General features: G+C 38.2%; 14 protein-coding genes and 1 pseudogene. 7 read left to right on the plus strand and 8 right to left on the minus strand.

The window, feature by feature from the left end:
- The 3 genes and pseudogenes from QL989_RS15410 to QL989_RS15420 form a co-directional block, all read left to right on the plus strand.
- A pseudogene (locus QL989_RS15410) lies at positions 1-337 on the plus strand (hypothetical protein); the annotation flags it as partial.
- Positions 338-514: 177 nt separating this feature from the next.
- Positions 515-1636, plus strand: coding sequence for a nitroreductase family protein (locus tag QL989_RS15415; RefSeq protein ID WP_290171013.1), 1122 nt, complete (start codon positions 515-517; stop codon positions 1634-1636).
- Positions 1637-1994: 358 nt separating this feature from the next.
- Positions 1995-2321, plus strand: a complete 327-nt coding sequence (locus tag QL989_RS15420) for a 50S ribosome-binding protein YggL (protein ID WP_290171015.1) — start codon at positions 1995-1997, stop codon at positions 2319-2321.
- A 279-nt stretch (positions 2322-2600) separates the two neighbouring features.
- On the opposite strand, the gene QL989_RS15425 is transcribed toward QL989_RS15420, so the two are convergent.
- Positions 2601-3713, minus strand: coding sequence for a response regulator (locus QL989_RS15425; protein WP_290171016.1), 1113 nt, complete (start codon positions 3711-3713; stop codon positions 2601-2603).
- Between the two features lie 185 nt (positions 3714-3898).
- Here QL989_RS15425 and QL989_RS15430 point away from each other — a divergent pair, with 185 nt between their 5' ends.
- Entirely contained in the window at positions 3899-4795 is an 897-nt protein-coding gene (locus QL989_RS15430; RefSeq protein WP_290171018.1) for an alpha/beta hydrolase, read from the plus strand.
- A 4-nt stretch (positions 4796-4799) separates the two neighbouring features.
- Here the strand turns inward: QL989_RS15430 and QL989_RS15435 are convergent, their stop codons facing one another.
- On the minus strand, positions 4800-5981 hold the full coding sequence (locus QL989_RS15435) for a PQQ-dependent sugar dehydrogenase (RefSeq protein WP_290171019.1): 1182 nt from the start codon (positions 5979-5981) through the stop codon (positions 4800-4802).
- On the opposite strand from QL989_RS15435, the gene QL989_RS15440 reads away from it, so the two are divergent.
- On the plus strand, positions 5966-6427 hold the full coding sequence (locus tag QL989_RS15440) for a hypothetical protein (RefSeq protein WP_290171021.1): 462 nt from the start codon (positions 5966-5968) through the stop codon (positions 6425-6427). The two genes, QL989_RS15435 and QL989_RS15440, sit on opposite strands and share 16 nt — an antisense overlap.
- Positions 6428-6504: 77 nt before the next feature.
- On the opposite strand, the gene QL989_RS15445 is transcribed toward QL989_RS15440, so the two are convergent.
- The gene (locus QL989_RS15445; protein WP_290171022.1) at positions 6505-7704 is read right to left on the minus strand and encodes an Nramp family divalent metal transporter; all 1200 of its coding nucleotides are present in this window, start codon (positions 7702-7704) and stop codon (positions 6505-6507) included.
- A gap of 380 nt (positions 7705-8084) precedes the next feature.
- Here QL989_RS15445 and QL989_RS15450 point away from each other — a divergent pair, with 380 nt between their 5' ends.
- Positions 8085-9179, plus strand: coding sequence for an endonuclease/exonuclease/phosphatase family protein (locus QL989_RS15450; RefSeq protein WP_290171023.1), 1095 nt, complete (start codon positions 8085-8087; stop codon positions 9177-9179).
- A gap of 52 nt (positions 9180-9231) precedes the next feature.
- Here QL989_RS15450 and QL989_RS15455 read toward each other — a convergent pair whose 3' ends face one another.
- The gene (locus tag QL989_RS15455) at positions 9232-10395 is read right to left on the minus strand and encodes a DUF3103 family protein (RefSeq protein ID WP_290171024.1); all 1164 of its coding nucleotides are present in this window, start codon (positions 10393-10395) and stop codon (positions 9232-9234) included.
- A 268-nt stretch (positions 10396-10663) separates the two neighbouring features.
- On the opposite strand from QL989_RS15455, the gene QL989_RS15460 reads away from it, so the two are divergent.
- Entirely contained in the window at positions 10664-11083 is a 420-nt protein-coding gene (locus QL989_RS15460; protein ID WP_138604895.1) for an MAPEG family protein, read from the plus strand.
- 54 nt (positions 11084-11137) lie between these two features.
- Here QL989_RS15460 and QL989_RS15465 read toward each other — a convergent pair whose 3' ends face one another.
- The 4 genes from QL989_RS15465 to QL989_RS15480 all read right to left on the minus strand — a co-directional run bounded on the left by QL989_RS15465 (position 11138) and on the right by QL989_RS15480 (position 17496).
- On the minus strand, positions 11138-13939 hold the full coding sequence (locus QL989_RS15465; protein ID WP_290171025.1) for a collagenase: 2802 nt from the start codon (positions 13937-13939) through the stop codon (positions 11138-11140).
- 418 nt (positions 13940-14357) lie between these two features.
- Positions 14358-15260, minus strand: coding sequence for an aromatic amino acid DMT transporter YddG (gene yddG, locus QL989_RS15470; protein ID WP_290171027.1), 903 nt, complete (start codon positions 15258-15260; stop codon positions 14358-14360).
- A gap of 424 nt (positions 15261-15684) precedes the next feature.
- On the minus strand, positions 15685-16956 hold the full coding sequence (locus QL989_RS15475; protein ID WP_290171029.1) for an Ig-like domain-containing protein: 1272 nt from the start codon (positions 16954-16956) through the stop codon (positions 15685-15687).
- 27 nt (positions 16957-16983) lie between these two features.
- Positions 16984-17496, minus strand: coding sequence for an outer membrane beta-barrel protein (locus QL989_RS15480; protein ID WP_290171031.1), 513 nt, complete (start codon positions 17494-17496; stop codon positions 16984-16986).
- Positions 17497-17633 lie beyond the last annotated feature (137 nt).

Raw genomic sequence — 17633 nt, forward strand, 5'->3', positions numbered from 1 at the left:
GTATGCTTTTGACACTCCTTGGTACTATGAGCTTACAGGAAAATTGTCTGAAACTCAGGACGCAGAGTTAATTAAATTATCCTGCTTAGTTGAGTCTAAAAACACATCCTTCTTATATTATGGTGTTCTTGAAGATTTTTATCTTGATTCTAACGGGCAATTGAATCGAGTTGTTTTATCTGGGGCAATGAGAAGATTAATAGAGTCAGACGATTCTGAACCAACGACCCCACCAACTACACGTTTTTATGAGATAAAGGGGGATCGCCTTATTCTCAAATATGAAGACATTAAAAATATAAATATTGAATATCTTTATATTATTGAGGAAGAGTAGGCAACTAACAAGTCAATTCAGCAGGACAAAAAACAGCTGGTTTTTGCTCGTGCCTCGCTAATTTCAACCAGCTATTTTATTGCCTCTGATTGAGGCGTTAGGTGCCACTTAGTCTGAGATCGTTCATACTTTATCAAAAGTTGATTTTAGCAAAAATTATTTTAATAGGGGATTTATATGCCATTAGAAAAACAATGGTCCTTTGAAGATAGTGCGCTATGGAAGCTTAAACTGAGGCTTCAATTTAGTGGTTGGTTACAATATGTTATTCATGCAGCATGGATATCGATACTACTGCTGATTACTGGAGTCGGTTGGTTAATTGGGCATTGGCAAGTTTTGTTGTTTTGGTTACCACTTGGTTTAGCTACATTGTTGAGTATCGCGCTGGTTGGCACGATAATCATGGTTAAATATGGATTACACCCCACCGAAAAAATACCTCCCAATAAAAATCATCTCGATGCATTTGATTTGATGCGATCACGTCAATCATGCCGTTCATTTCAATCTCGTAATTTAACAGCCGATCATCATGCTGAATTACTCAAGGCGGTTCAGTTTCATACTCAAGAAAACCAACTACTTGGGCAAAAACCTATTCGATTTGAATATATCAAGGCACCATTAATCGTTTGGCCCGTTGTTGGTGCGCACGAATTTTTGGTAGCCATTGCCCCAAAGGAATATGACCGCTTATCAATCATTGATGTTGGTCGGAGTTTGCAAAAAATTGTGATTCAAGCAACTCGCATGGGTATTGCGACTTGTTGGATAGGGCCAGGCGCCGATAATAATAGCATTCTGCAACATCTAGATGACAAGATCGACCCAGAAAACGATCATGTCATTTGTGTTTGTGCAATCGGCTATGATTCGATGTATAAGCCATTATTCATTCGCTTCTTTAATCGCTTAATGCATAAACGTTTACCATTATCGGAACTGTTTTTTTCCGACCCGTCACTTAGTACACCATTGGATACTCAAGCCAATCCATATAGTCTTTATGGACGTTGTTATGAGGTTTGCCAGTGGTCACCGTCGTCATACAATGGGCAAACTACTCGCTGTGTCGCAATAACAGAGCAGGAAAATGGTGAAGAAAACATCATTCGTTTTGATTTCTTCACCTCCATCAGCTCGCGGTATTATGCCGCTGTTGCACTTGGTATCTGGCTTGCAAACTGGGAAACAGGTTGTGAGGCTTTGAATATGCGCGGTCATTTTAAAGTTCTGCCACCTATTACAGCAGCTCCTGAGCTGCCACGCTACGACATCAGCTGGGTAGTTAATTGAAACCCCTTAGCAGGTGGTTTTATTGAGCTCTGATACACTTAAAACCTATATGGTCAGTATGTTATTCAAGCGTAAAAACCAAAGGGGTCAAATCTTGACTTCAGACATCAGAACTTAAATTTCTCCAAACGGCTTAATTCAACCTGTTATTTTCCTCTAAAAGCATAGCGCCTCTTATCCTCTTTGTGAATTAAGTTCTTCATTAATAAAAGCACTTGGGTAACAATTTAGCGAAGTTAGTTAAGTTTTAACTATATGTTAAATAGTAAGCTATCTTTGGCTTTTGCTCCTTTATAACTTATTCTAAGCCACTTCGTAGGCGGATTAATAAGTTGGCGTCATATACCAAAGGATATTTATGAGTACTAAAAGTAGACGATTACGCAAGAAATTGTATTTAGATGAATTTGCTATTCTAGGTTTTGAATTTACTTGTAATTTAAATGCTACTGAAGCGGAATTTGATTTATTACTAGATGAGCTTTTAGAATTCATCGATAAAAGAAAACTTTGTATTGCTGGTGGAGGTGACTGTAAGTCATTCAGTGGCTTTATTTGTTCTGTTAATCGTTACGGTTCAGCGACTAATCAAGATAGAGCAGACGTTGAGCTTTGGTTAAAGTCTAAAGAACACATTTCAAATATTTTTGTTAGTCAACTAGTTGATGCAAACTACGGAGTGTAATGATTTATCTAAAATTATTTGGTTGAAGACCAAAATGAGCAAATATTAACTTCATATATCAGAGCTTAAATCTAATTGCGGCTTAATTTAAGCCGCAATTTTGCATATTATACACAGCGTGATAAGTCGGGTTGCCCCAAGTAAATTCATCATTTTTGTCGGATGGCGTGGCTTCGCCACTTATCCGACCTACGTCTAAAGGTAGGTTGGTTAAGCCAAAGGCGCCACCCAACAGAGTTCTATGGTTCTATCGAGCTTGGTCTATAAATTGTACTTATATTATTCAACAGCTTTTAAGCGTTTTGTTATGGCTTGTAATTTTTCTTCTAGTGTAAAAGACAGGACTAAGGTTTCTTCTACAATTTCTTTCGTTTCATCAACTAACCCGACTAGCTCCGACTCTTGCTCTTCATCCAAACCTAGAGTGATCATTTTTGATTGTATAGCTTGAGATAAATCATTAACGAGTATTTTTACTTGCTTATCTTGCTCTGAGCATAGTTTATTTATAGTACTAAAATCATCAGCAAGTTGGCTCTTGAGGGTGTTTAAAGCTTGTTGACGTATCGTCGTTTTTTCTAATTGCTGTTCAATAAATTCCATTCGGCTTTCTATAATAGTAAGTAAAATAGCAAAATTATCTCGAAGTCGTCCGAGTAAGCCTTCGTCTTTTGCATTTATTCCTTTTACAAGTATTGAGCAAGCAGGCGCGTTAAATAATAGGTTAGAGCTAAATGGCACTATTCGTTTTGCTCTTCTGCCTAGTTCAAGAATTTCTTTTTCCAGTTCAGAAATAGTTTGTTTTGGAAATTGGTGATATTGGTTTGCTACCCTAAACTCTACACAGCAGCTAGCGCCTGCATTGGTAAAGTACTGCTGTACGTTAGCAAATAATGCATCTAAATCGGTTACGTCAAGGTTGTCAGTAAAGAACGAGACTAACTCTCCGAGTTCACTTGCTTGTTGCATTGAGGTAAAAGCAGTTGTAGAGGCAACATCGTACATTTCTTTTAGATTATTTCGCTCTGTAATACGCAGTTCAACACGCTTTAATTTTTCGTTAAGTTCCTTAAAGTCTACTGGCTTGGCAATATAATCATCGCCGCCATACCCATATGCTGTGAGTTTGTCTTCACTTGATGTTAAAGCGGATATAAATATAATTTCGCAATCATCGTATTCACCGGATTGAGTTATTTGTTCAACTAAATCATAACCAGTAAGGCCATTACTAAGTAAAATATCCATCAGGACGACTTGTGGTTGATGCTGTTCCATTAGTGCTAATATTGGCTCGGTTCCATCAGATGAAGCAATATCGTGTTGCTTAGAAAGCGCAATTTTCATGATGTTTCTATTTTGAGGGTTATCGTCAACGGACAATATTTTCACTTTGACTCCTTAATTTAGTTATTGTCGTCCTATCTTAAATGATATTAGTCATGGAAATGGCTACCCGCAAATAATAAATTTATGTACATTTTCATAGGATATTTAAGTAATATCAGATAAAAAGTTAATTATGGTAGATACCTAATTCATCTCGTTTATCACCTTATAAAAGCAGCGAAATTGTCATGAATGTCATTAGTAACACTACAACAATCACTGATTCATTAGCTTCGTGGCATAAGAGCCAATCGACGTTTGAATTTCAAGGTCATGAGATTGGATATCATGTGCAAGGCAAACAGCACGCGCCGTGTTTATTACTGATCCATGGCTACCCAACCGCAAGTTGGGATTGGCATAATCAATGGGCTGCGCTGGCTCAACACTTTAAGGTATTTACCCTCGATATGCTGGGTTTTGGTTTTAGTGACAAACCTCAAAATGTTACTTACACCATAAATATGCAAGCGGATTTACTGACATATTTTTTAAAGGTGTTTAATGTAAAGGCAACGCATATTTTAAGCCACGATTATGGTGATACGGTAGCGCAAGAGCTACTTGCTAGAAGCAATTTAAATGAGCCGCATGCCATAAAAATACAGAGCGTTTGCTTTCTTAACGGTGGGTTATTTCCAGAAACACATAAACCGGTATTATTGCAAAAGTTGTTACTTAGCCCCATAGGCTCTTTAGTGTCGCGACTTGCAAACTATAAAAGCTTTAAGCGTAATTTTGATAATATATGCGCGACGCCACTTGCTGAGAAAGAACTCAAGGAGTTGTGGCAGTTAATTGCATATAAACAGGGCAAGCCAGTCATGGCAAAACTGATTTATTACATCACAGAGCGTAAATTACATCGCGCTCGTTGGGTGAGCGCTTTACAACAAGCAGATGTACCCATGCGGTTAATTTGCGGTATGGACGACCCCGTTTCGGGTCGTCATATGGTTAAACGTTATCGCGAATTAATCATTAATCCAGATATTATTGAACTAGAAGGGGTAGGCCATTACCCGCAATTAGAACAACCAATTCAAATAACTCAGTCATTTTTTGAGTTTCATAATTTTAAATAAATGACTAATTTGGCGTTACCAGCATCAGCTTTGCCTCTTTTCCATCCGTTAATATCGCTACATTACCTTCAGCACTAACAAACACATCTCTGAGCCTGCCTTTAGCCTCTGGGAAAATATGTGATTGGGTGAACTCACCATTTGCTAAATTAACGCTGTAGAGCTTTTTATCGACCAATGTAGTAATAAGCACGTGGCGTTGCAGTGAAGGGAAGGCTGCATGCTTAGAGCCATAATATGCCATGCCTGATGGCGCAATTGAGGGAGTCCAATCTACGGTTGGTTTAGCCATGCCTGGGTAGTCTCTAAAGGGCGAAATACGTGCTTGTGAATAATCGTCGCCGTTAGTGATTACTGGCCAGCCGTAGTTGGTGCCAGCCTTTAAATAGTTGAGCTCATCACCGCCTGCGGGGCCGTGTTCGTGACTAATAATTTGCTTGGTATCATCATCGTATACTAAACCTTGTAGGTTCCGATGGCCAAGTGAATAAATGGCATGCGCGTTAGAGTTTTCATGTTTAATAAACGGGTTATCGCTTGGAATAGTGCCATTTAAATTAATTCGTAGCACTTTACCTAATTGGCTGGTTATAACTTGTGCTTGCTCGCGGTAGTCAAAGCCATCACCACTTGAAAACAGTAAGCTATTATCGGGCAGTACAAGCGCCCGGCCAGAGTAATGCTGCGGTGTGCCCTTATCGGTGGCAACTTTATAAATAACTTTTGGTACTGAAAACTGCTCGCCATCAAACTTAGCTTTGGCAATAACGAGTCTGTTTGCATCAAGCTCACCTTGGGCATAAGTGAATATTATTTCTTTTGATTCACTGTAATTTGGCGAAAGTACTATATCGAGTAAACCGCCTTGCCCTGCAACGTATAAGCCCTCGAAGTTTATTTTAACTCGGCTTTGTTGATTGTTTTTAATGATAACAACATGGCCATCACGCTCTGTAACTAACCAGATGTCGTTTGGGAGCTTAACCATGCTCCATGGTGAATTGAGATCTGTTGCTAAGGTACTAGCAGTATATTGCTGTGTTGGTAATTCGGCACTGACGTTACAAGAAAACGTTAAAAGCGAGAGTAGCGTAATACAACGTAGAGATTGTTTACCCTGCAAGCCTTTGCTAGTGTAAGGAAAAAGTTTTATTTTAAGTTGAGATAACCATGCAGTTTTTAACACGTACACTCCCTTCATTTTTAGTTTCTTGGTTACTTACATTCACTCTTGCTAGCTTGTTTCATAGCCAATACGTTGTCAATCAATTAGTTAATGTAGGTGTAGTGGTGGGCTTTAATGATCGTGTTAATTTAACCCTTGAAGATTGGCTTGGCTTGCTACCTACTTACGGCGCTATTATTGCGATTGCACTTGCTCTCGCATTTTTTGTGACCTGGTTTATCGCGAAAAAGCTTAAAAATCAGGGGATACAATTATTTGTAACTGCGGGTATTGTAGCGTTTGCAACAGCGTTAATTGCTATTGAATCTATTATGAATATTACTATTATTGCGGGTGCAAGAGGCTGGGGGTTTTATGCGCAATTATGTGCAGGTGCAGTAGGGGGTTATGTATTTGCAAAACTCATTAAGGCAAGTAAGCAAAAGACAGAGCATCACGGTTTTTAAGTGAGTATTGGTCTGCAATGAAAAAAGCCGCTGCACATGATGCAGCGGCTTTTGTATGTATAAATTGCGTAGTGATATCAAAAAATCAAACTAAAAAGTTTATAACCACTTAAGCCAAAAATAAGCACTAATACCGGTAAAGTAAGTAGGTTTACCAATACTGAGTTAGTGTATTTACCCATTACAGAGCCTTGATTTACTAGCCAAACAAGGTAGGCAGTTACAATTGGCAACAGTAAACCGTTAGCAGCTTGGGCAAAAATTATCACCGCGACAGGGTCTAAACCCAGAGATGCTACGGCAGCACCAAATAATAAAATAACAATGGCAACGCCTTTAAAGCGAGTGTTATCCATTTTATTTGACCAACCTAACATGCCACATACGGCGTAAGCGCCGGCAAGGGGAGCCGTTATAGCGCTGGTTAAGCCTGCGGCAAATAAACCAATAGCAAAAAAGTAATGGGCGGCATCACCTAGTAAGGGTTCAAGTTGTACCGCCATATTGGCAGCACTTATTTGCCCTGCATCGGTGCCATAAAACGCTACTGATGCGGTTGATAAAATAGCTAAGGTGATCACACCACCTAGGGTGATGGACACGCCCGTATCTATATTGGTTTCTTTAATTACTTTTTGTTTGTCACTCTTGCTGTCATGGCGAGCAGCCAGTACCCCTGAGTGTAAAAATAAGTTATATGGCACTATGGTCGTACCTACCAATGCTAATACTGTGGTAACTGAGCCCTCTGGCATGCTAGGAACAAAACCAGCTAATATGTCACTGAGCGAGGGAGCCGCCATAACAAGCGTAGAGATAAACACTAGGCTCATTAAAATCACTAGTAAAATAAGCGCATTTTCAACAACTTTGTGTTTACCGCTATACAGTAATACGGCACTTAAAAATGCAATCAGTGGTGTCCAAAGTTGGGCATTTACCTGAGGGAATATTTCAATTAATCCCATGCTGGCACCGCTTAAATTACCAGCCTCGTAGGCGGCACTGCCAACACCAATGGCGCTGATCACTAAAAATATAGCAAGAGATTTAAATAGGGGAGTTTCAATATGGGCTCTTAGTGCTTGTGCTAAGTCTTGCCCGGTGGCTACGCCTAGGCGCGCCGCCATAGATTGTAATAATATGGTGGCAATTACTGAAAATAGTAGCGTCCATATTAGTGCAAAACCAAAGTTTGCACCCGCTACGCTCGCGGTGGTAATAGTCCCTGGTCCAATGAAGGCAGCGGTGACGAGTAGTCCTGGTCCTAATCGCATAGTTTGACCCTAATAGTGCTTTTTATATTGCTATTTAAAGTTACACCTAACGTTTTATAACGCGATGCCTGTAATTATTGCTGCCACTTATACTAAGTGCCTTGCAGCATTGGCCCCCCCCTTGGCTTTGCCTTTTTTGATAACCATATGTTAAAAAAGGTCGCGTAGCATACCAACTTGTATATAAATTTAAAGGGGATAGGTTGCGTTTGCCTAAACTTTAAACGATTTAATGGGTTTTAGTTGTTATCAAGCTTTGGTACCAAGCAAAAATCTTATATGATGTTGACAATAGCACACAATATAAACTTTCAAAGGCGACCATTATTAGTGACTGTAATACATCACCTTTAGCTGATAACTCAGAACAATCCCCTGAGATGATGATAACCAATTCAACATTAAAAATAGCCACATTTAACCTGTTTAATTATCTTGAGCCACCTAATGCTTATTATGAGTTTGAGCGGATATATACCGCGGAGCAATGGGCAAAAAAACAGCGCTGGATTATTGATTATTTAACCGAGCATCAGCCCGATGTAATTGGCTTTCAGGAAGTGTTTAGCATTGAGTCGCTTAAAGAGTTACTAAAGCAGCAAGGGTATGCGTACTTTGCTGTGGTGGATGAGCCACAGGTAATAGATGATTTTATTTATAAACGCCCCGTTGTGGCAATAGCAGCAAAATACCCCATTGTTGAAGTAGCGAGCGTAAAACACGACTATGAGCTTGCCAGTACTTTAGGTTTAACTGAAGATTTTGCCTTTAGTCGTAAAGTTCTTAGAGCCACAATAAATTTGCCGCATATCGGTAATACCGATTGCTATGTGGTGCATTTTAAATCTAAACGGCCATCAATTGAGATTGATGAAACTAATAAAGAACTAATAACAGCTGAAAAAAACATTATTGAAATTTTAAAAGCAAATGTAGCGGGTGGCTGGGGCTCAACTATTCAGCGTGGTAGTGAAGCAACATTGCTGATGATAGAAATGATAAGCCGTCGTGAGGCCACGCAACAACCTATGATATTAATGGGAGATTTTAATAACGACCTAGCTGATGGCGTTTTAAGCCATTTATTAACCAATACACTGCGTTTTGCCCCTACGTTTGATAGTAAAACCTACCTTGCAAAATATTGTCTTAACGATGCGTGGCAGTTATTTACAAAGTTAAACGATGATTGCGAGCCTGATGAAGTATCTAATGAGTCAATACAAGGTATTACCGATAAAGATAATCGAGGTTTAAAACCACTACGAAAAGCAACACATTACTTTGGCGCAAACAGTTCAGTTCTTGATTATATTTTGCTGTCTTGTGAGTTTGATTCTGGCTATGACGACAGTTTTTTTGAAGTAAGCAATTATCATACTTACGATCGTCATTTAATTAACCCTGAGTTTGAGCGCGACGATTTAAGTACCGATCACGGCGTTGTATGTATTACGCTTAAACTACGGGAGTAATGCTTAACTCACCACTGTTTAGTTACCAAGCCAAACAGTGGCGGGTCGTTATTTACTGACGAGGATTTATCTCTAAAGGTGACAAGGTAATGGTGGCATTACTACTTGCGCCTTTGTAACCTTGATACTCTTTGTTTTCAAACAGTGTGTAAAAAACATCGACATAATCATCATTATTGGTAAACCATTCATCAGGCATTGCTTTAAGTAACTCATTAGTGAGTTTAGGAATAATAGTATAGCCCTGTGCTTGTAAATCAGGGATGCTTGCCATTACTTGCTCTGATATTTCTAATAACTTCATTGCTAAGGTTTTATAATTTGTGTTGTCATCTTGCTCCATTAAAAGCAAATCGACAGCTTGCCAACGATAACGTTGCCAATGAATTAAAACCTGATTAGGGCTGTAATTGGTTTTATCATGATCTAAATAAGGTAAATCAACAATATCTAATATTGGTTCATCTCTGCTAGGATCGATCCCCGTTACGATGGCATAGACTTCTGCTTTACCTGAAATCCAAGGTTCTTTATCATCCTCTAAATGTATTTTTTTCAGCACGCTAGTTTGTAAAGGCTGATCATTATTTAATTGATTTTGTGGGCTAACCATGTTTTTGCTGAATTTGTTAGCTGACAAAATTCCTTTCATTACTGCAATACCCGCATCCTGTACTTTTTGCTGATCTAATTCGACAATAAAAACAGGTTGAGTTGGCATTTGGTCTACGCTTAAATAATGAATGTTACCAAACTGATCGAACGCTTCAATCTCGATCCATTGGCTATCGTCACCAGCGGGTGCAAATGCGAATAAAGGGTTTTCACCTTGTTGCCAATCAGTTAGCATGGTTTCGCTAGCTAAACGCACTTGTAACAAGCTTCCTGTATTGTTAGGTAAGCCTTTAAGTTGTTGTAAGGCACTATTTGCCTGACTTATATTACGTTGTGTATGCCGTGCTACTGTTGATAACTGATCAGCATTTAAAACTAAGTTATATTTATTTACTGATTGTTTTAAATCAGCATTTAACACTGAATAATTAAGCGCTACTTGCTTTGCGAAATTACGCTTAATAGTTGCTACGTTTTTGTATTGAGCTTGCTGTACCAAGCTTTCTGCATTTTCAATATGATCTTGAGCTGAAAAAGCAGGTACTGATATAAAGTTCAATAATGCCGCCGTAGCTAAAGATTTGGTTATTTTATTTTTCATAAAAATTCCGCCGTTCCATTTTTAGTAACATCTATAAAACAACAATTAGAATAAATGCTCAAGTTAAATTTATAAAATACGTAATTAGTATTAATATTATGTCAAAGTTTGATATACATTACATAAATACCGTAATTTTTATATAAAGCAGGAATCTTTTACAAAAAATGTATATTTTGTAAAATAATTTATATACATATCAGTTGGTTAAATTTGGCTTAATAGTTGCTTTAACTATTATTCTAATAACAACACAAAGGAAAAAACAATGACCGATATTGCACATTCTGCGTTTGTAGCATTTTACCTATACTTAATTATGATGTTAGTTCAGTGGGCCGTTGCGACGTTTAGTAAGGCTAAACAACCTGGTGCAGTGCCAGGGAAAATTGATAAAGAGCTATCTCATGGGAGCTTTATATTTAGAGCGCATCGTACTTTTCATAACACATTAGAAAACAGTGCACTATTTATAGGAACGGTTTTATTTGCTTTTGTGATGAATTACCACAGCTCGGTATTTGCAATATGTATATGGGTATATGTGATTGCACGCTTAATTCATATGGCACTGTATTACGCAATCGCCACCGAGAAAAACCCCAGCCCGCGTAGTTACTTCTTTTTAATCAGTGTGATTGCAAACATTGTGATGTTAGTGCTATTGGGACTGCGATTAGCAAGCTAATTAAATGGTTAAAGCGAAAAGCAAATTGGCTTTTCGCTTTAAAAAATATTTATACTATCGGCAACCAGTACTATTAAAGTCAACCACTAGACTTGCGCCCTCACTGTTTCCAGAGACTTTTAGGTACCCCCAAAATTGCTCCTGATCACGAATGAAAATACACTCGTTATTCGCACTATTGGCAGAGTTTGCAATCTCGTTACTACCATTTGGCCAAGTACTATTCGAGTAACTTAAGTCAATATTACCGCTACCATTTGCTGATGTTATTGAAATACCTGACTGACTATTTACATCTGCAATGGCAAACCACATTGGACCACTGTTACTTAAACATATGACTTCACCATCTTTAAGGCGGCCTTTACTTTGCCCTGATGACGTTGCACATGCATCAGGCAGTGAACTACGCGTTTCTTTATATGATGCAGTGAGCTTTACATTATCATAGTTATTATAACCGTTTACCATTACATGATAGTTTCCTACGTGGGCAGGATTGAAAATACATTGTTCGTTATTTCCTTCAAGGTATGGGCGACAGTCATAGCGAGATAAGGTTGGCTCTGAGTTATAACTGACGTATAAATCAGCATCCCCTGAGCCATCATTTAGACTAAATGCTAATTCGCTAGCGCCAAAAGGGACGTCAAAATTAAACTGTAACTGGGTGTTTTGCTTTTGAGAAATAAAAAGGGGTTGACCATTTATGAGCGTTTGTTTATTGCCTTGAGTATTTTCAGTTACGGTTGCGATAATTGTTTTCATATCAATGTCGCCATCGTTATCAGTGACGGTTAATGATACGGTATATTGACCTGACTGCGTGTAAGTATGTATTGGATTGGCATCTGTGCTGCTAATACCGTCGCCAAAGAGCCAAGTATAACTTACGATATTTCCGTCGCTATCGTTACTACCAACACTTGAGAACGTAATAGGGGTATTTTCTAGGCCCGAATATGGGCCATTTATATTGGCACTCGGTGCAATATTTAACGGCGAACCATATACCAACTGATCGCACCATTGCACAAATTCATTTTCATAGTTATTAGCCCAATGTTGGGTTTTATTTTTGTACGCACGCCAATTTCCTTGACGTGTGTCCGTGAGCATAGCGTTGAGTTGTTGTTTGTAGCGCTCAAACATAAAGCGTACCCCTAAATAGCCCCAACGATAAATTCTATCTTGATCAAAACCATCGTAGTTAGTGGCAAATATTTGCTGCAGGGTAAAGCGCTGTCCATTTTTAATGGTATTTATTGCCGCTTCATTATCATTTTGATTCGCGATGTATTCTGCGACCCCCTCAGACCACCATACAATGTCTTCGGTTGGTGAGTTGAAGTTACCATATAAGTTAAAACGACCGTCTAAGTAATGAACATATTCATGCTCTAAATTCCATACAAAATGCTCCGCTTTTGCATAGCTTGCTTCATAAGCTACAAAGTTGGCTTCGTTATCAGTATCAGAAGGATCGCCCTCTAAATACATTCCGCCATTATTAGTATTAATACCAAAAATGGCTTTGGCATACTTGCTATAGTCGTCACTACTATCAAAAATATTTACGTATAAAAAACGGTTATAATCATTCGCGACAGGCATATTTTCTGTGGCTAATTTAGTATGAAATAACCCTTCTTCAGCCTGCATTGCATCACATGCTGCAGCGTGTTGAGCTGCTGTCATCGCCTGTGAACGGATTTTTATGGTGTTGCTACAATTATATTGCTGGGAAAGTACTTGTTGAGTGAGTGTATCTACAAAATTACAAACACCAAACTTACTGCAATCAGTGTAATAATTTACAATGTCTGCAGCGCCAAGCCACACGGCATCACCATAGCCATAACTTTGATAGGTATTAAAAATATTAGTTAAGCCTGCGTCTACATCAGGTTGAATACTTGCATTAGAATATTTTTTAAGGCGCGCAAGCTCACTTGCTGCATTTACTATTAAAAACTCTCCGTCAGATCCAATTAACCATTGTTTTTGCGTAAACTCACTTAATTTTATTGCTAAAGCTTTATCGTTTGCTATTAACGTTACAAATTCTCCATTCCACTGCCCGCGATATAGCAACGTAAAAATTCCATTAACTGCATTACGCATATTCCAACTGCTCGCATAACTTTTATCAAAACGCGTTAGCCATTGCTTAACAACTTCAAGATAACGATGTTGTTGTTCAGCACTATCCATTGTAATAATGACTTCTGACAGTGTTTTACCATGGTCATCGTTGTTATCATAAAAATGTTGATTGTTTACAAAGGCATCAATGGCATCTGCAACGCTAGGTGTTACCAATGCAGGAAAGTCGATAGAGTCATTATAAAACTCTGCATAAAAGCCGGTTCGCAAATATAAAAATAAAGCTTCGATCTGCTCATTGCCACCACCAGTGTAACTTTGTGAAAGTGAGTTAGCATGGTTAGCTACAGCAATCATATTATCGGTGGTAAAAATCTGTGGTTGAAGATCGGTTGCAGCGAATAACTCGTTGATACACCGTGTACCTTGGCGCTTTACTTCGTCAATAATCGTAATGGGATTTGCAACAGCAAGGGCATTCAAATCACAATTAACGGCCATTACCTGGCTTAACATTCTCTTCGTTCTAATATGTTGCTGTATTGGCGTTTGTTGAGGTAGCTGTTGCGGCTTTTTTTGTGATTGTGCCACAGGTGCATTGCTATTACTGTATTGGTTTACGCCGTGATGCATGACGCGCTCTACAATAGCAGGCTGCGGTTTAAACGTTCGTTCTTGCTGGGAATGTGCAGTTGCAAAGCTGGTGATACCTAATAGCGGTAAGGCCAAAATAAATGTATATATTTTCATAACTTTCCTTTGATAATGATTATCTCAACCTGTAGTACACAATTGAGGTACAGGGTTGTATCATTTTTCTCCCCATGCAATCAATAAGTTTTGCTTTTAGTTTTAAAATTAATACTTTAGTTTGTTAGGTGTTAAGCTTTGGAGGCAATGAAGTCGCATTAGATGCGAAGCACTTGTAGACTTAAATATATAAGTAGACTCATAATATTTTTAACTCAGTATCTATTGTCTTTAGTGAGCAAGGGCTTATTAAACGGGTGAGTTTTGTTGATTTATATAAAGTTATTTGAAGAGATGACTAAATTAATATTCATTAATGGCGTTTTATTTAAAGCGAATCTGATAGTGAATTCATAATATCACTTTAAAATACGATGCGCGTCTGAGGGGAATTCGGTCCGCGCAATTATTCCTTGGTTTATTGAGTTAGCTTGATTTTTCGGGTCACAATAAAACACATTAATGAGCCTAATGTAACTAACACAACGCCTTGCCAGAATACGCTGGTGAGCGATATTGATAAGTAAATAGAGGCAAATAGTGTTGATAACACAGGAATAAAGTAAGACAAGGTGCCTAACAACACTAGGTTACCGCCAATGATTGCTTGGTTCCATAGTGCGTAACCTCCACCAATAACAATACCTGCTAATACTAAGGTCAAGCTAGAATATAGGCTAAACTCAAAGCTGGGTTCATTACTCAGTCCGTAACTTATCCATAAAGAGATTGCCGTGACTGCAAAAAATACACTAATGGCATTTTTACCCTCGCTAAGTTTAACCGTTACACTGCAATACACAGCCCAAATAAACGCCGCTGCAAATGCCATGGAGTAGGTTACTGGATTGTCACTAATATTAGCGGTTAATACTTCCACAGATAAACCACTATTACCTGCAATGCACCATGCAACGCCTAAAAACGCAATCAGTATGCTCGGGTAGACTAATACGCTTACTTTAATGCGGTTAACAATAATCGATAACAAAATAGTTAACGCTGGCCAAAGGTAGTTAATAATCGCCATTTCCAACGCTTGCTGGCGACTATTTGCAAAGCCAAGCGATAAAGCCAAACACATTTCGTAAATCACAAATAAGCTGCCACCAAAGACTAAATAGCGCTTTGGATAATTGTTTAGCTTTGGTACACCCATGACAAGCATTAAAAAAATCGCACTGACGCTATAAATTAAAGCGGCACCGCCAATTGGGCTAAATAACTCCGATAAATCACGAACAAAAGCAGTTAAACTGCTCCAAAGTAAAATAGCGAGCACCCCATAGAGGGTGTATTTATGTTTAATTAAAAAAGACATGGAGAGCTACTTAATGAAAAACAAAAGTAACACTTTAATATATATCAAGGGGTAGGGCATTAGTTTTACTAACTTTTAGTCTGATAGGTAGTAGCAGCATGTAGGGTCTTTTTAATCGTGGCGCGAGGTTTGTAACCTCGTGAGCAGTTGATAACTGCTCATGCGTTATTCTACTGGCTTACATCCATGTAAGAATAAGTAAGTCCGAGCAAAGTTTTCGCGTCTTGCTAACGCTCCTTACCTACATTCAGTGGGCAACAAAGAGTAAATCCACCCTAGGGAAGAGCTCATGGGCAGCGCCTGTTTGGCATTGATGCAGCGTTATTGCCTAAATGCCAAACAGATTACTACAAATCTAACCTTAAAAGACCAACAGTCCCTAGTTAAATAATTTAAATAGCATCCACAAATATAGAAGGGTTATTTATTCAATATTTACCTGAACGCTGCTTACTTGATTATCGTAGGTCGCTGAAACAATAAAACTACCAGCGCTATTCGTTTTACTGGTTAATCTATAAACCGCATTCTCTGTACCTGCGCTAATTAATTTTGTAGTTACCAAACTGCTTCCATTAATGCTCCAATCAGCAAATTCAGTTACATTCACACTTGAAGTTTCATCACTGCCATTAGCCGTCAGTGTGAGATTAATTGAACCAAGAGGGGTCATAGTTGATACTGAACTGCCATCATTTATTTGAAGATCATTTAAATCATCAGAACCATCGACTGTTACTGTAATGATTTTCTGCTTGTTGCCACAGCTGCCAATTAATTGAGTTTCACCAGACTTGAGAGCAACAAGCGTTCCTTTGTTTTCGCCTTCATCTGTTATACCAATATAACGGGTTCCTACTTGCGACCAAGTAATAGTGTCATTAATAGTCTTAGCTTCTTGAGCTACCAAAGAGGCAATTGCACTAACTTGAATACGATCGCCAATATTAAGATTGATCTCTTCAGTTGGCTCATCATTAACTAAAATATCGATAGACTCTAAATTTTTAGGATCTGCTTTCACTGTCAGCTTACCAAGAACATTGTCTATTTTAGCTGTAATAGTTGTATCTTCAACATCAGGAGCGGATGTAAACAATAAGCCGTCAGAGTTGATTGTTGCAGTACTGCCGTTATCAACAGCAAAACTTAAACCTCTAATGGTATTTAAAGATGTATATCCATCAGCATAGGTAAGATCGGCTGATAATTGCGCAGGTATACATGTATTAATGTAATCAATGTTAGAAGCGGCTGTTTTTAAGTTAATTTCAGTTACTGCGACATCACTTACTGAAACCTCACCTTCACCTGAGATATCATTGATGGTAGTTCCTGTGATAGATACAGCCCCTTGGTTTGCTGTAGTACTCGAAACCGCATTTACAACACCATTGCTATTTACAGTTGCAATAGTCGGATCGTTAGACTCCCAGGTTAACTCACTAGTAATGTCGCGCTTGTCACCATTACTATCTATACCCGTAGCACTTAATTGTAATGTCTCACCTGGCTTTAAGCGTTGTTGATCTCCAACTATCTTAACAGATTCAATAATGGTGCCTTCAGAACGAAGTTTGTCTAACTGTATTGCTTTTGCAAGATCCGTTGCATCACTTTCAGAACCGCAACCCGTAATGCTGATAATAAATAATGCGGTTACAGATAATTTAAAAAAACTGTGTGTATTAATCATATTTCTATTGCTTCCTTTCATACATTACTAAAAGTGATAAACAAAGCCTAAGGTATAACCTGTTATTTCGATATCATCACCTTTGAAAAGGGATTGATAACCAAGTCTTATTTGAGTGTTTTCTAAATAAGGAATTTGCTGGTGCATTGCGACTCCCCAAGAAAAACCATCATATTTATAATCACCATTTATTGATGTGGAAGGGTTAGACACAACAACTTGATTTTTTGCATAACCCAATGAAACGTCCAGACCAAAGCCATTGACTACATCAGATTGCATAACAAAATAAAGGGCTAAGCTTTTGTCTAAATTTAACTCTGTATTATAAATATTATCACTTGTATTTGATGCTAGGTAATGCGCTTCAAAAGCCATGTTATTGTTACTAATACCAGCACGTATTAATGCACCTTTAGGGGTCGCGTTTTCATTACTTATTTCGATATCACTCATCATGTAGTCAACACCAATATAAGGGGTATCTGCAAAACTATTGAATGATGCGGTAAGTAAAAGTAGTGTAAAAATTTTTTCCATAAATCTTAACTTATAGTCCATCGGTATTTTGGGTACAAATAGTATTAAATCGCCTTGCATTAATCAAGCTGAGCAGTTTACTTAATATATAATTAGCGGTTAATTATACTTTTTCGAATACATTATAATTATTCAAA

Origin of the sequence: Pseudoalteromonas sp. APC 3224, from assembly GCF_030407535.1 — a bacterium.
Lineage (GTDB): Bacteria > Pseudomonadota > Gammaproteobacteria > Enterobacterales > Alteromonadaceae > Pseudoalteromonas.